Source organism: Streptomyces sp. NPDC026659 (assembly GCF_040638245.1).
Lineage (GTDB): Bacteria > Actinomycetota > Actinomycetes > Streptomycetales > Streptomycetaceae > Streptomyces.
In genome coordinates, this window is sequence record NZ_JBEZXY010000001.1 from 847,475 (window position 1) to 863,412 (window position 15,938).

Sequence of the window (15,938 nt, forward strand, 5' to 3'; positions counted from 1 at the left end):
GCCGCCGGTGTCCGGGCGTGCCCATGGTTGTTTCACGGGCAGCCGGAAGCGGCCGGAGACGCCGAAGAGGCCCGGCGCTCCGTTGCGCCGGGCCTCTGAGCCTGACCGCGCTTACGCGCGGCCGGCCGACTTCTGGGTCTTGCGGGTGACGGCGTCGATGACGACGGTCGCCAGCAGGACACCACCGGTGATCATGTACTGCACCGGCGAGGGGATGCCCTGGAGGGCCAGGCCGTACTGGATCGAGATGATGACCAGCACGCCCAGGAGCGCGTTCCAGGTGCGGCCGCGGCCGCCGAAGAGGGACGTACCACCGATGACGGCCGCCGCGATGGCGTTCATCAGCAGGTCACCACCACCGGCGCCCTGGTTGGCGGACGCGATCTTGGAGGCGATGAACAGACCGCCCAGCGCCGCGAAGGTGCCGGAGATGGCGAACACCGAGATGCGGACCAGGTCGACGTTGATACCGGCGCGGCGGGAGGCCTCGACGCTGCCGCCGAGCGCGAACACCTTGCGGCCGTAGGCCGTGCGGCGCAGCACGAAGTCGGTGACGAAGAGGACCGCGACGAAGATCACGACAGCCAGGGGCAGGCCCTTGTACTGGTTGAAGACGATCGCGACGGCGAAGGCGAGGACACCGAGCAGCACCGTGCGCAGGATCGTCTCGCTCAGCGGCTTCGACGGCACACCGGCGGCCTCGCGGCGCTTGTTGGCGAGGAAGGAGTTGAGGAAGAAGAGCACGGTCACCACGGCGGCCAGACCGTAGGCGGCGGCCACGTCGGAGAAGTAGTAGCTCGTCAGGTTGGCCACGAGGCCGTCGCTGTTGAGGTTGATCGTGCCGTTGTCGCCCAGGATCTTGAGCATCAGGCCGTTCCAGAACAGCAGACCCGCCAGGGTGACCGCGAAGGCGGGCACACCGATCTTGGCGAAGAAGAAGCCCTGGACGGCACCGGCGACGGTGCCCGTGAGGATCGCCAGCACGAAGGCCAGCACCTCGTTCATGCCGTTCGTGATGTTCAGCACCGCGAAGGTCGCGCCCGCGACACCGGAGAGGGAGCCGACCGAGAGGTCGATCTCGCCGAGCAGCAGGACGAACACGATACCGACGGCGATCATGCCCGTGCCGACCATGGCGACGGAGATGTCGGAGAGGTTGCCCGCGGTGAGGAAGTTGGAGTTCAGGCTCTGGAAGATGATCCAGATGACGATGAGTCCGACGACGACGGGCATCGAGCCCAGGTCGCCGGCCTTCATCTTGCGCTTGAACTCGCCGACGTAGCCCGCGAGGCCCTGCTCGCGCACCAGCAGCCGGGGGTCCACGGCGACACCGGCGCCGGGAGCGGCCTCCGGGTTCGCCACGGCCGCGTCCCCGGAGGACGTGGAGGTCTTGTCGATGCTCACTTCTTGATCTCCCCATTGGTGCGCGCCGCACGACGGGTGACGGCATTGTCCGAGGCGCCGGTGATGGCGGAGATGATCTCTTCCTGAGAGGTCGACTTGACCTCGAAGACGCCGTTGTTGCGGCCCAGGCGCAGAACGGCCACCTTGTCGGCGACCGCCTTGACGTCGGCCATGTTGTGGCTGATGAGGATCACGGCGTGGCCGCGCTCCCGCAGCCGCTCGACGAGGTCGAGGACCTGGGCGGTCTGCTCGACGCCGAGCGCGGCGGTGGGCTCGTCGAGGATCACCAGCTTGGGCTCGCCGAGCATGGAGCGGGCGATGGCCACGACCTGCCGCTGACCGCCGGAGAGCGAGGCGATCGGGATGCGGACGCTGGGGATGCGGATCGAGAGCTGGTCCAGCAGCTCACGCGAGCGCCGCTCCATCTCGACCTCGTCCAGGATGCCGCCGCGGCGGAGCTCCCGGCCCAGGTAGAGGTTGCCGACGACATCGATGTTGTCGCACAGCGCGAGGTCCTGGTACACCGTGGCGATGCCCAGGTTCTGGGCGTCGTGCGGCTTGTTGACCTGGACGGTCTTGCCGTCCCATTCGATGACACCCTCATCGATGGGGTGCACACCGGCGATCGTCTTCACCAGCGTGGACTTTCCGGCACCGTTGTCGCCCACCAGGGCGACCACCTCACCGGCGTGGACCTCCAGCGTGACATCGGTGAGCGCCTGGACGGCACCGAATCGCTTGGAGACTCCGCGCAACGCCAGCACGGGCGTAGCGGACACGTGAACCAACTCCTTCGCCGCCTGACCCGGCGGGAGGTTGTGCAGAAGTTTGGGGGAATTCCTTCCGGCGCCCCGCGACGAGCTTGCGGGGCTGTGTGATGCGCGGGGCACCGGAGGAGCCTGGTGCGGCCTGCGGCCCGGCCGGGGGCGGGACTCGCGGTGGAGTCCGGCCCCCGTGCGGGGCGGCGGCGCTTACTTCAGGCCGGCCTTGTCGCAGGCGGCCTTGTACTGGGCCGTGCAGATGTCGGCCAGGGTGTAGACGCCGTCCTTGATGACGGTGTCCTTGATGTTGTCCTTCGTCAGCGAGGTGACGGCGACGAGGACCGAGGGGACGCCCTTCGTGGTGGGGCTGTCGACCTTGTCCTTGGCGACGGAGTCCAGCGACTTGCCCTGGGCGAGGGACACGGCCATCTCGGCGGCGGCGGCGGCCTCCGGGGCGTACGGCTTGTAGACGCTCATGAACTGCTCACCGGCGACGATGCGCTGCACACCCGCGAGCTCCGCGTCCTGGCCGGTGACCGGGACGTTGATGCCGGCCTGCTTGAGGGCGGTGATGATACCGCCGGCCATGCCGTCGTTGGCGGAGTAGACGCCGATGATGTTCTTCTTGCCCAGAGCGGAGATGGCGCCCTCCATGTTGGAGTTGGCGTTCTCCGGCTTCCACTCCTTGGTGTCGTACTCCTTGCCGACGTTGACCTTGCCGTCGAGCACCTGGTGGGCGCCCGCCTTGAACTGCGCGGCGTTGGGGTCGGTGGAGGAGCCGTTCATCATGACGATCTTGCCGGACTTGGCCTTGGCGCCGAGCGCCTTGAGCAGCGCCTCGCCCTGGGTCTTGCCGACGGTCACGTTGTCGAACGACGTGTAGGCGTCGATCGGGCCCTGCGCCAGGCGGTCGTAGGCCACCACGGGGATGCCCGCGTCGTGGGCCTTCTGGACCGAGTTCTTGATGGCCGCGGCGTCCACCGCGTCGACGACAAGGACGTCCACCTTGTTGGTGATCATGGTGTCGACCTGCTGGCTCTGCAGCGTCGCGTCCTGCTTGGCGTTGGCGTAGACGACCTTGCCCTTGCCGTTCGTCAGCTCCGAGACCTTCTTCTCGATCAGCGGACGGTCGAACTTCTCGTAGCGCGCGGTCTGGTTCTCCGGGAGGAGCAGACCGACCGTGATCGCGTCGCCCTTCTTCTTGCTGTCCGCGGACTTGGCGGCACCGCCACCGGATTCCTTGGCGCTGCCACAAGCGGCGAGCGAGACGGCCATGGCACCAGCAGCAACGGCGAAGGCCGCACGACGCATACGCGTGTTCACTTCAGAAACCTCCCTGACGAGGCCGCGTCGTTGCGGCCGAGGTGGCTGGAAGTCAACTCGGCCACGCGTTCGGCGTCAAGAAGTAAATTCTTAACGAGATGGCAACGGTGCCAATCGTTGTTTAAGTGAACGCAGGCGCGACGACAGGCAGGGCGGCTGTCGCAGAACCGTCCAGAAGGGTCGAATCGCCCATTTCGCTGAGCGCGAGGGCGAGGGCGCCGAGCACCTCGGCTCGACCCCCAAGTGCCCCTGGAAGAATAGACAGTTGACGGCTCGCACTGGGAATCGCATAGCGTCCCACGGCCTCCCGGATGGGCCCGAGGACCAGTTCGCCGGCCTCGGCCAGATCGCCGCCCAGGACGACCCGGCTGGGGTTCAGCAGGTTGCACAGATTGGCCACACCGCTGCCCACATGGCGCCCCACGTCGGCGATCACCCGGCGGCAGCCGGGGTCCCCGTCCCGCGCGAGGCGTACGACGCCCTCCATGGTGAGCGCGCTGCCGTGGCTCGGCTGGAGCAGCGGCAGGACGTACCGCGCGGCGGTGAAGGTCTCCAGGCAGCCGCGGTTGCCGCAGCGGCACACCGGGCCCGACTCGTCGATCGTGATGTGCCCGATCTCACCCGCGGTGCCCCCCGGGCCCCGGTAGATCGTGCCGTTGATCACCAGGCCGGCCCCGACCCCGCTGGCGACCTTGATGTAGGCCAGGTCGCGCACGCCCTTGCCGCTGCCCCAGACCAGTTCGCCGAGGGCCCCGAGGTTGGCGTCGTTGTCCACGTGCACCGGCACGCCGAGGCGTTCTCGCAGCTCGTCGGCGGGTTTGGTGCCGCCCCAGCCCGGCAGGATCGAGGTCGAACCGATCTTGCCCGACTCCACGTCGATCGGCCCCGGCACGCCGAGGCCCACCCCGGCAATCTTGGACCGGTCCACCCCGGTCGCCGCGATCAACCGGTCGACCAGCTCCTCGGCACGGTCGAAGCCCTGCGCGGAGGAGGCGTCCACGTCCAGCGGCTCGGACTCCTCGGCCAGCACCTGGTGCGCGAGGTTGCCGATCGCGACGCGCAGGTGCGTGTGCCCGAAGTCGATGCCGATCACTATGCCCGCGTCCCCGCTCAGCGACACGCTGCGGGCCCGCCGGCCACCGGCCGACGTGGGCGTGACCTCCACGGTCCCGTGATCCTTCAGCTCCCGCACGATGTTGGAGACCGTCGCGGCGGACAGACCGGTCGTGCGGGCGATCTCGGCCTGCGTGAGCGACCCGGCGAGTCGCACCGCCCGCACGACTCTTTCCAGGTTGGCTCGGTGCAGCGACGACTGCGACCCCGGAGTCTCCATCGACCCATTCACTCCCGCCATCGGCCGGGCGGCCCCATCGCCGCCCGTGGCCCAGGTCACATCTGCGGAACCGGGCCACTTACAAGTTATGAACTCCAAGCTGTGCCGTAGGGGTTCCCGCAGTCAAGTCCTTGACGGAAATCGTCGTCAGAAGCTACGACTTCAGGTGAGTGATCGAGTCCACACCGTGTGTGATCCTACTTGAGCGCTCCCGCAGTCAGTCCGGAGACGACCTGCCGCTGGAAGACGATGTACGCGGCGAGGACCGGCAGCATCGCCATGACCAGCCCGGCGAACAGTCCGGACCAGTCGCCCTTGTAGCCCTGGCTGACCGCGAGCTGCACGAGCCCCTGGGTGAGCACCTTCTTGTCCGGGTCGGTGTTCAGGACCGTCGGGAGCATGTACTGGTTCCACTGACCGAGGAAGTTGAAGATCGCGACGCTGATCAGACCGGGCTTCGCCATCGGCAGCATGATCTGGAAGAAGGTCCGGCTGTGCGAGGCGCCGTCGACGAAGGCCGCCTCCGCGACCGAGGTCGGCAGCGTACGGAAGAACGCCGTCAGGAAGAACACCGTGAACGGCAGCGAGTAGGCGATGTAGACCAGGATCAGCCCGTGGATCGTGTTCAGCAGGCCCATGTTGTTCACGACGTAGAACAGCGGGACCAGCGCGAGCATCACCGGGAAGCTCATGCCGCCGACGAACAGGTAGTAGACGAACCTGTTGCCGGGGAAGTCGAAGCGGGCCAGCACATAGGCCGCCATCGAGCCCAGGATCATCGTGCCGATGAGCGAACCACCCACCACCAGAACGGTGTTGAAGAAGTAGTCGCTCATGTTGGCCCCGGTCCAGGCCCGCGACCAGTTGTCGAAGTGCAGCCGGTCCGGCAGCGACCAGGGCGAGGTGAGGATCGAGTTGTCGTCCTTGAAGGACGTCATCACCGCCCACGCCAGCGGCAGCACCACCATGATCGCCCAGATCACCAGCACGCCGTGGGAGAAGACGTTGAGGACGGCGCCCTCGCGCTCCCCGCGGCGACCGGGCCCGGGCCGTGCCCCGCGCGTGTCCGACTTGGCGATGGCCGGGCCGCGTTCGGCCGGCAGCGGGGCAGGAGGCTCGGTCGTCTTCATCGCTTTCAGTACTCCAGCCGCTCGCGGCGGCCCAGCCGCATCACGATCGCGGCGAACGCGAGGGTGACGACGAGGAGGGCGACGCCGATGGTGGTGGCGTAGGCGGCCTGACCGTCCCGGAACGCCTTCTGGTACACGTACAGGACCAGCACCGTGGTCGAGTAGTCGGGGCCGCCGGGGCCGGTCGTCATGATCTGGACGACCGCGAACGACTCGGCGCCGAGCGCGAGGATGCCCATGTAGACCCAGCCGGACTGCACGGTGTCCCACAGCAGCGGCAGGGTGACGCGGAAGAACGTGGCGAAACGGCTCGCGCCGTCCAGGAGCGCCGCCTCGTACAGCTCGACCGGGATCGAGGCCATGCCCGCCGAGAAGAGCACCACGAAGAAGCCGGTCGTGGACCACACGAGCACCGCCATCACGCACCACAGCGCGAGGGACGGATCGCCCAGCCACAGCGGCTGGATACTGCCGAGTCCGATGTCCCGCAGGAATGAATTGATCATCCCCGTGTCGGGGTTGTAGGCGAAGGTGAACAGCAGGGCCACGATGGCGATCGACAGCACCTGGGGAAAGAAATAGACGATCTTGTAGAACCCCGATCCCCGGACCCCGGAGATCGCCGGCCCCCCTCTGCGGCGCCGCCCGCCCACATTGATCATGAAGGCGAAGAACAGCGCCATGCCGAGCGTCACCAGCGGCAGCACCAGCGCGAACAGCAGACTGTGCCACAACGACTTCCAGAAGATGTCGTCGTGCAGCATCCGCTGATAGTTGTCGAAACCGACCGTCGTGAATTCCGGGCTCAGTCCGGTCCAGTCCGTGAACGTGTAGTAGATGGACTGGATGAACGGCCAGACGACGAAGAGCGCGTAGAGCCCGAGCGGGAGCGCCAGAAACCCCACGATGAAGCGGTACTTGCCGTGCTGCATTGCTGCCGACCCCGTTCTCCGGTCAGATGCCGCCGCTGGTGAGAGAAGCCGCGTTACTGGTGCTTGTAATGCTTGATCGACGTGTCCTTGGCGGCCTCGTCGGCATAACCCTGGATGCGCTTGATCGCCTCGGCGGGGGTGATCCGGCCGGCCATCATCTCGCCGAGCCCGGAGACGCCGATCTTCTCCTTCTCCAACTGCACGTACCAGTCGGGGATACGCGGGTTCACCACGTTCGTACCGGCCTTCTGCAGGGCCGCCACACCGGACTTGAGGCCGGGCGTGAGGGTGATGCCGTCGGTGCCGCCGTTGAACGCGGTCAGCGACTTCACCTTGGCGGTGAAGCTCTTCGAGGACGCCTCGGACAGCATGATGCGCAACTGCTCCATGCCCCCTGCCGCGTTGGCCGCCTTGGCGGGTACGACGAAGGGTTCGCCGCCGGAGGCCCAGATGGTGCCGAAGGGCATCTTGTCCGAGCCGTCGATGCCGGTCGGCGCCGACACCGCGAGGTCGAAGTCGGCCGGGATGACGTTCGCCGACTCGTTCTCCACCCAGGAGCCGTTGGGGATGAACAGCGCCTCGCCCTTGGCCCACGCGGTCTGCGACTGGATGTGGTCGAGACCCGGGGTGCCGCGCAGGATGTACCCCTTCTTGTACAGCTCGTAGTAGGCCTCGAAACACGCCTTGACCGCCGGGTGCTTCCAGGCGTTCGGCTCCAGGTTGTCGATGGCGTTCAGGACCTCGACGCCGCCGACCTTGCCGATCATCGGGTAGAGCGAGAAGGGGATGTAGTACGGGTACTTGCCCGCGTAGGTCCAGCCCGCCATGCCCTTCTTCTTGGCCTTGGCGCAGACCTTGAGCATCTCGTCCCAGGTCTCGGGGTACTTCTCGTCGAGCGAGTCCAGCGCCTTCTGCGAGTACCAGACGCCGTACACCGTGTAGGCGTAGTACATGATCCAGACCGGGTCGCCGTCGAACTGGCCCATCTCCACGATGCCGGGCCGCAGGGTGTCGCGGACCTTCTTCGAGGGGTCGTCGTACGACGGCGCGTCCAGCAGTGGAGTGAGGTCCGCGAGCTGCTTCTTGCCGACCAGGACGCCCATGTCCATCTGCTCGGCGCCGGAGTTGTCGATGAGGTCCGGCGGGTTGCCCTGGTTGAACCGGGGCTGGAGCGTGGACTGGATCTTCTGGGTGGCGGAGAACTTCACCTTGGCGCCGGGGAAGTCCTTCTCGTAGATCTTCACCGCGTCCTCGGCGTACTCCTTGCCGAAACCGCCGTCGAAGAGGACGAATTCCATCCCCGCGGTCTTGTTGACACCGAGCGGGTTCTTCGCGGTCTTCTCGCCCGCCTTCGCCTTGCCCTGCCCGTCGCCGCCACTGCTCGCGCAGGCCGACAGCAGTCCCATTCCCGGGGCCGCGATCAGGCCGATCGCCGCCGAACGCTTGATCAGATCGCGCCGGCCGACGCCCTCTCCACCGTGGTGCGGAAGTGATCCCATGCTCAAGTCCTCGCCACTCAGGCGGTGAACCGGATCTCCCCCCGGCACCGCGTCGGGTAGTGCTGGTTCGTGCAGGAAACGCCGATAGGTATAGTCCACTTCCCGCCAACTGGGCAAGATCGAGCACAACGCGACCTCGGGACTTTTCCGAGTTGAGACCTGCCGGAAATATCGGTGCGGCGCGTCCGGGCTCCTGCGGCGAATTCGCGCGATAGCCCCCCGAATGCCACACCCAACACCCTTGACATCGTGGGCCACTTGACCACCTACTGGTTCTTGCGCAGCAAGTTGACAACGTTGTCCGAAGTGAGCGCAGGAGGGGAATCCGTAGATGCAGCGGAGAACTCGGTACAGATGGACTCCGGCGGTCGTCCTCACGGCCGCCTTTGTCATGGCCGTGGGAGCGCAAGGGGCGGCGACCGCCCTGCCCGCCCAACCCAGGGCCACGGCATCGGAGTTCGCCTCGTCGTTCGAGGCAGGTGATCCGGCGCCCGACTGGCTCAGTACCGTCGACACCGGGCCGGACGGCGCGAAGCGCTCCTCGGGGGTGGACGGCGGCTTCAGCAACGGCATCCCGGGCAATGTCACCGACCAGGTCACCGACCTGCGCGCCAACGGCGAGAACACGGGCGCGGGCGAGGTCAAGGAGAACCTGACCGACGTCGACCCGAGCACCAAATGGCTGACCTTCCAGCCCACCGGCTGGGTCGAGTTCGACCTCGCCAAACCGGTCAGGCTCGTGACCTACGCGCTCACCTCGGCCAACGACCACGCCGAGCGCGACCCCAAGGACTGGAAGCTCCTCGGCTCCGCCGACGGCAAGGACTGGACGCAGGTCGACTCGCGCACCGGCGAGTCCTTCCCCGAGCGCTTCCAGACCAAGTCCTACGACCTCGCCGCCCCGGCGGAGTACCAGCACTTCCGTCTGGAGGTGACGAAGAACAACGGCGCGACCGACGCCCTGCAACTCGCCGACGTGCAGTTCTCCACCGGCGGCAGTGAAGGGCCGGTCCCGCACGACATGCTCTCGCTGGTCGACCGCGGCCCCAGCGGCTCGCCCACGGCCAAGGCGGGCGCGGGCTTCACCGGCAAGCGCGCGCTGCGCTACGCGGGACGGCACACCGCCGACGGCCGCGCCTACTCGTACAACAAGGTCTTCGACGTCGATGTGAAGGTGGGCCGCGACACCCAGCTGTCGTACCGGATCTTCCCGTCGATGGCCGACGGCGACCGGGACTACGACGCCACCAACGTCTCCGTGGACCTGGCCTTCACCGACGGCACCTATCTGAGCGGCCTCGGCGCGAGCGACCAGCACGGCTTCCCGCTGACCCCGCGCGGTCAGGGCGACGCCAAGGTGCTCTACGTCAACCAGTGGAACAACGTGGCCTCGCGGATCGGTTCGGTCGCGGCGGGCAAGACCGTCGACCGGATTCTCCTCGCCTACGACTCCCCCAAGGGTCCGGCCAAGTTCCGGGGCTGGATCGACGACGTGGCGCTCGCCAAGGCGGCCCCCGAGCGGCCCAAGGCGCATCTGTCGGACTACGCGCTGACCACGCGCGGCACCAACTCCAGCGGCAGCTTCTCGCGCGGCAACAACTTCCCCGCGACCGCGCTGCCGCACGGGTTCAACTTCTGGACCCCGGTGACCAACGCGTCCTCGCTGAGCTGGCTCTACGAGTACGCGCGGGCCAACAACGACGACAACCTGCCCACCATCCAGGCGTTCAGCGCGAGCCACGAGCCGAGCCCGTGGATGGGCGACCGGCAGACCTTCCAGCTGATGCCGTCGGCCGCGAAGGGCACCCCGGACACCGGCCGTGACGCGCGCGAGCTGGCCTTCCGGCACGAGAACGAGACCGCGCGGCCGTACTACTACGGCGTGACGTTCCAGAACGGCCTCAAGGCCGAGATGACCCCGACCGACCACGCGGCCGCGCTCCGCTTCACCTACCCGGGCGACGACGCGAGCGTGCTCTTCGACAACGTCACCGAGCAGGCCGGACTCACCCTGGACAAGGAACACGGGATCGTCACCGGCTACTCCGACGTCAAGTCGGGGCTGTCCACGGGCGCGACGCGGCTGTTCGTGTACGGCACCTTCGACAAGCCCGTGACGGAGGGCTCCTCCAGCGGGGTCAAGGGCTATCTGCGGTTCGACGCGGGCTCCGACCGCACCGTGACGCTGCGCCTGGCGACCTCGCTGATCAGCGTCGACCAGGCGAAGGACAACCTGCGCCAGGAGATCCCGGACGGCACCTCCTTCAACACCGTGAAGGCGCGCGCCCAGCACACCTGGGACAAGCTCTTCGGCAAGGTCGAGGTGGAGGGCGCAACCCCGGACCAGCTGACCACGCTGTACTCCAGCATGTACCGGCTGTACCTCTACCCCAACTCCGGCTTCGAGAAGGTGGGTTCGAAGTACCAGTACGCCTCGCCGTTCTCCCCGATGCCGAACCAGGACACCCCGACGCACACCGGCGCCAAGATCGTGGACGGCAAGGTGTACGTCAACAACGGCTTCTGGGACACCTATCGGACGACCTGGCCCGCCTACTCACTCCTGACGCCCGGTCAGGCCGGTGAGATGGTCGACGGGTTCGTGCAGCAGTACAAGGACGGCGGCTGGACCTCCCGCTGGTCCTCCCCCGGCTACGCCGACCTCATGACCGGCACCTCCTCGGACGTGGCCTTCGCCGACGCCTACGTCAAGGGCGTGAACTTCGACGCCAAGGCGGCGTACGACGCGGCCGTGAAGAACGCGACCGTGGTGCCGCCGAGTTCGGGCGTCGGCCGCAAGGGCATGGCCACCTCGCCCTTCCTCGGCTACACCAGCACCGACACCGGCGAGGGCTTCTCCTGGGCCATGGAGGGCTACGTCAACGACTACGGAATCGCCAAGATGGGAGAGGCCCTCTACAAGAAGACGGGCGAGAAGCGGTACAAGGAGGAGTCCGCGTACTTCCTCAACCGGGCCCGCGACTATGTGAACCTCTTCGACTCCCAGGCCGGCTTCTTCCAGGGCAGGAACACCAAGGGCGCCTGGCGCGTGGACTCCGCCAAGTACGACGCGCGCGTGTGGGGTTACGACTACACGGAGACCAACGGCTGGGGCTACGCCTTCACCGCCCCGCAGGACAGCCGGGGCCTGGCCAACCTCTACGGCGGCCGCAAGGCCCTCGGCGACAAGCTGGACACCTACTTCGCCACCCCGGAGACGGCCTCCCCGGAGTTCGTCGGCTCCTACGGCGGTGTCATCCACGAGATGACCGAGGCGCGGGACGTGCGGATGGGCATGTACGGCCACTCCAACCAGGTCGCCCACCATGTGATCTACATGTACGACGCGGCCGGCGAGCCCTGGAAGGCGCAGGCGAACGTGCGCCAGGCACTGTCCCGGCTGTACACGGGCAGCGAGATCGGGCAGGGCTACCACGGCGACGAGGACAACGGCGAGCAGTCGGCCTGGTTCCTCTTCTCCTCGCTCGGCTTCTACCCGCTGGTCATGGGCAGCGGTGAATACTCCATCGGTTCCCCGCTGTTCAAGAAGGTCACCGTCCACCTGGAGAACGGGCACGACCTGGTGGTCAAGGCCCCGAAGAACAGCGCCCGCAACATCTACGTCCAGGGCGTGCGCTTCAACGGCCGTGCCTGGAACTCCACTTCGCTCCCCCACTCGCTGCTGTCCAAGGGCGGGGTGCTGGAGTTCTCGATGGGCGACAGGCCCTCGTCGTGGGGCACGGGCAAGGACGCGGCGCCGGTCTCCATCACCCAGGACGACAAGGTGCCGACCCCGCGTGCGGACCTGCTGAAGGGTGACGGCGCCCTGTTCGACAACACCTCGGCGACGAGCGCGATGGTCACCTCGGTGGACCTGCCAGTGAGCGCGGCCGCCAAGGGCGTTCAGTACACGCTGACTTCACCGGCGGACCACACCAAGGCGCCGACCGGCTGGACGCTCCAGGGGTCCACGGACGGCACCACCTGGACGACGCTGGACAAGCGGTCGGGCGAGTCCTTCGCGTGGGACCGGCAGACACGGGCGTTCAGTGTCGCGGCACCGGGTTCGTACACGAAGTACCGGCTGGTGCTGGACGGCGAATCCACTCTGGCGGAGGTGGAGTTGCTGGGCTGACGCACCGGGAATGACGGAGGGGCGGGTCCTTGTGGGCCCGCCCCTTCCGGTGTGCGGGGCAGATCAGTTGGTGGCGATGGTGAACACGTGCAGATCGGCGTCGGCGGGAAGCGTGACGCTCTTCACCGTCCTGCCCTCCGGCGCCGTGAACGGCTTGGTGGCGAAGACGTAGGTGGCGACCGGATCCTTGTCGGTGCCCGCGACATTGCGGTACGCGGCCCTGGCGACGACCTCGTTGCCGTACTGGATGGTGCCGCCTCCGCCGCCGACGGTCCAGTCGGTGAAGGCGAGGTCGGCGGTTCCGGTGCTGCCGTCGGTGTAGGTGACGGTGGCCTTGGCCTGCTGGTTGCCGTTGACGGCACTGCCGATGAAGGCGAACTTGGTGGTGCTGCCCTTCAGTCGGATGGTCTGTCCGGCGCCGGTGGCGTTGTCCGGGCGGCCCGCGGGCGAGTCCGGCCAGGTGAAGGCGAGGCCGTTGGTGGCGTACTGCTCGCCCGCGGTGAGTCCGGCCGCCGTGAGGGCCTGGCGGGAGTAGGACCAGCCGCCGCCGTCGTAGTCGGCCTCGTCGTGGTCGCCCTCGTCGTCGGAGACGCCGGTGTTGTCGTAGGCGGCGAGCAGGGTGCCGGGGGCGGCGACCGTGAGGGCCACGGGCTGCTCGTAGGAGGTGTCGCCGGAGGTCACGGTGACCTTGGCGGTGTAGAAGCCCTGCTCGGCGTCGTTCGCGGCGGTCAGGGTGATCTCCTGGGCGCCGCCGGTGACCGTGCCCTCGGCGGGCGTGGCCGTGACCCCGGCCGGGGTCTCGACCCGGTAGCGCACCTCGGGTCCGGTGCCGCCGCTCAGGGACAGGGCGCGGATGCCGATCTTCGCGCTGTCGCCGGGTGCCAGCGTGGCCGTGGTGGGGCCGACGCCGATCTGGTAGGGCTGCTCGCCCTGCCGGAAGGACGGCGGCGGATTGTGCGCGCCCCAGGCCCGGTTGGCGGTGGTGCCGAGGGTGTAGTCGAGCCGTCCGCCGTCCCGGACGAAGGAGGCCGGGAGCCAAGGACGGTCACTGGAGCGGCCGTTGACCTTCAGGGACTGGACGTACGGCGCGTCGGCCGCCGCTCCCGTGGCGCGTACGGAGATGTCGTTGCCGTGCGGACGGGCGATCTCGATGCGCTCGAACAGCGGGGAGGCGAGGACGAGTTCGGCCCGCGAGGGGACCTGGGGGTACATGCCCATCGCGGAGAAGACGTACCAGGCCGACATCGCGCCGAGGTCGTCGTTTCCGGGGATGCCGCCGGGCGTGGGCGCCCAGAGCTGCCGCATCGCGGCGCGGACGGTCTCCTGCGCCTTGTACGGGGCGCCCGCGTAGTCGTAGAGGTACGGCACGTTGATCGAGGGCTCGTTGTCCAGCTCGGACTTGGCGCCGCCGTTGCCGGTGAGGGCCCACTTGCCGTCGGCGGTGTGGAAGAAGTCGTCGAGTCGGGCAAGGGCCTTGTCGGTACCGCCGAGCGCCGCGAACAGCCCCGCCGGGTTGTGCTGGACCATCCAGGTGTACTGGGCGGCCGAGCCCTCCACGAAGCCGTTGCCGGTGTCCGGGGTGAAGCCGGTGACCCAGCTGCCGTCGGCCTTGCGGTTGGCGATGTAGCCGCCGGTGGAGTCGGCGGCGATGTTGAAGTTGTTCTGCCACCACTGGGCGCGGCCCGCGAAGGTCTCGGCGGTGCTCTTCTGACCTGCCGCCGTGGCGAGTTGGGAGAGGGAGAAGTCGGCCGTCGACATCTCCAGGGTCTCGGCGGCGCCGCCCCAGGCGTTGGAGACGCTGGGCATGTAGTGCAGCTTCAGGTACTTGTCGAGGGAGGGGCGCTGACCTACCGAGAGGATGGGCTTGCCGGAGGCGGACAGGTCCTGCTCGGTGGGCACGGTGGCCGCCTTGACGAGCGACTTCAGGGCGCCCCTGAGGTCGAAGTCGGTGCCGCCGAAGGCGTGGATGCCGGCCAGGGCGGTGGGTGCGGGGTCGCCGTTCATGACGTGGGTGCCGCCCGCGCCGTGCAGCCAGCGGTCCCAGATCCCGCCGTTCTGCTTGCTGAGTTCGTAGAGCGACTGGGCGACGTCGGAGCCGGTGCGCGGGTCGAGCAGGGTGAGCAGCTGGACCTGGTCGCGGTAGACGTCCCAGCCGGAGAAGGTGCCGTACTGGGCGCGGTGGCCGCGTGCGGTGCGGTGGACCTTGTCGTCGCTGCCCCGGTAGCGGCCGTCGGCGTCGCTGATGACGTTGGGGTGCAGCAGGGCGTGGTAGAGCGCGGTGTAGAAGGTGGTGCGCTCGTCGTCGGTGCCGCCGCCGACCCTGACGGCGCCGAGTCGCTCGCGCCAGGCCGCGCGGGCCGCGTCGCGTACGGCGTCGAAGGAGCGGTGACTGCCGTTCTCCGCGCGGAGGTTGGCCTCGGCGGCGTCCTTGCTGACGTAGGAGATGCCGACCTTGACGTTCACCGGGCCGTCGCCGGGCGCGAACTCGACGTACCCTCCGGCGCCCTTGCCCGCGACGGGGCGGCCGCCGTGGGAGAAGCCGCCGGTGCCGCCGGAGGCGCTGGTGGAGCCGGGGGTGAGCTTGTCGTCCTGCCAGGTGCCGGTGGCCTTGAAGGCGCGGTCGAAGTGGGCGGTGAAGTAGAGGGTGTAGTAGGAGCGTTGGCCCTCGGGGTCGAGGTAGCCGCAGAAGTTCCCGGAGGTGACGGAGCCGGAGACCGTCCGGCTGCCGGGGTCGATGCTGACCGTCGAATCCGCCGACCCCACCTCGGAGTTGGCGGTGCGCACCAGCAGCGAGGCGGGCTTGTCGGCGGGGTAGGTGAACCGGGCCGCGCCGGTGCGCGCGGTGGCGGTGAGGTCGGCGGTGACGCCGGAGGCGAGGCCGAGCTTGTAGTGGCCGGGCTCGGCGGTCTCGTCGGTGTGCTTGAAGTCCGAGGCGTAGACGGCGTCCTTGGTGTCGCTCGCCGGCGAGGAGGTGACCTCGCCCGCGTACGGGAAGAACGGGATGTCGCCGCTGCCGCCCGCGCAGCCGGTGCCGGACATGTGGGTCAGGCTGAAGCCTCTGACCCGGGTGGCGTCGTAGTGGTAACCGCCGGGCGCGGCGGTACGGGTGGCGTCGCCTCTGGTGTTCTCCGGGCTCCAGGAGAACATGCCGAAGGGCACGACGGCACCGGGGAAGGTGTCGCCGCCGTTGCTGGTGCCGATCAGCGGATCGACGTACGGCGTCGGGTCGTTGACGAGAGCCGGTGGTGCGTGGGTCGCCGCGAGGGCGGGGGTGGCACCGCCGCCGACCGCGAGCGCGGCGGCGAGCAGCAGGGACATCGGACGGAATCGCATGACGCGGCCCTTCCTCCTTGCGGACGGGTCGCGCCCCACGGGTCGCACAAGCCGCAGGGACAGTAACGTGCGCCACCCGCCCCATGGA

Annotated in this window: 9 protein-coding genes; 1 reads left to right on the top strand and 8 read right to left on the bottom strand. The window is 68.3% G+C overall.

Features of this window, described 5'->3' with window-relative positions:
• Window positions 1-111: 111 nt before the first annotated feature.
• The 7 genes from AB0E91_RS03670 to ngcE form a co-directional block, all read right to left on the bottom strand.
• Entirely contained in the window at window positions 112-1,404 is a 1,293-nt protein-coding gene (locus tag AB0E91_RS03670; protein WP_361774560.1) for a sugar ABC transporter permease, read from the bottom strand.
• Entirely contained in the window at window positions 1,401-2,192 is a 792-nt protein-coding gene (locus AB0E91_RS03675; RefSeq protein ID WP_161180594.1) for an ATP-binding cassette domain-containing protein, read from the bottom strand. Before AB0E91_RS03675 ends, AB0E91_RS03670 begins: the two co-directional genes overlap by 4 nt.
• Before the next feature lie 183 nt (window positions 2,193-2,375).
• Window positions 2,376-3,476: a substrate-binding domain-containing protein gene (locus AB0E91_RS03680; protein WP_361775153.1), complete on the bottom strand. Its 1,101-nt coding sequence runs from the start codon at window positions 3,474-3,476 to the stop codon at window positions 2,376-2,378.
• A gap of 133 nt (window positions 3,477-3,609) precedes the next feature.
• Window positions 3,610-4,821 carry an ROK family transcriptional regulator gene (locus tag AB0E91_RS03685; protein WP_361774563.1) on the bottom strand — a complete coding sequence of 404 codons (1,212 nt, stop codon included), beginning with the start codon at window positions 4,819-4,821 and terminating at the stop codon, window positions 3,610-3,612.
• Window positions 4,822-5,018: 197 nt separating this feature from the next.
• Window positions 5,019-5,951, bottom strand: a complete 933-nt coding sequence (locus tag AB0E91_RS03690) for a carbohydrate ABC transporter permease (protein WP_361774566.1) — start codon at window positions 5,949-5,951, stop codon at window positions 5,019-5,021.
• 5 nt (window positions 5,952-5,956) lie between these two features.
• Entirely contained in the window at window positions 5,957-6,883 is a 927-nt protein-coding gene (locus AB0E91_RS03695; protein WP_361774569.1) for a sugar ABC transporter permease, read from the bottom strand.
• A 53-nt stretch (window positions 6,884-6,936) separates the two neighbouring features.
• Window positions 6,937-8,382, bottom strand: a complete 1,446-nt coding sequence (ngcE, locus tag AB0E91_RS03700; RefSeq protein WP_361774572.1) for an N-acetylglucosamine/diacetylchitobiose ABC transporter substrate-binding protein — start codon at window positions 8,380-8,382, stop codon at window positions 6,937-6,939.
• Between the two features lie 331 nt (window positions 8,383-8,713).
• Here ngcE and AB0E91_RS03705 point away from each other — a divergent pair, with 331 nt between their 5' ends.
• The gene (locus AB0E91_RS03705; protein ID WP_361774575.1) at window positions 8,714-12,517 is read left to right on the top strand and encodes a GH92 family glycosyl hydrolase; all 3,804 of its coding nucleotides are present in this window, start codon (window positions 8,714-8,716) and stop codon (window positions 12,515-12,517) included.
• 63 nt (window positions 12,518-12,580) lie between these two features.
• Here AB0E91_RS03705 and AB0E91_RS03710 read toward each other — a convergent pair whose 3' ends face one another.
• Complete coding sequence (locus AB0E91_RS03710; protein WP_361774578.1) at window positions 12,581-15,850, bottom strand: GH92 family glycosyl hydrolase; 3,270 nt, start codon at window positions 15,848-15,850, stop codon at window positions 12,581-12,583.
• Between the last annotated feature and the right edge of the window lie 88 nt (window positions 15,851-15,938).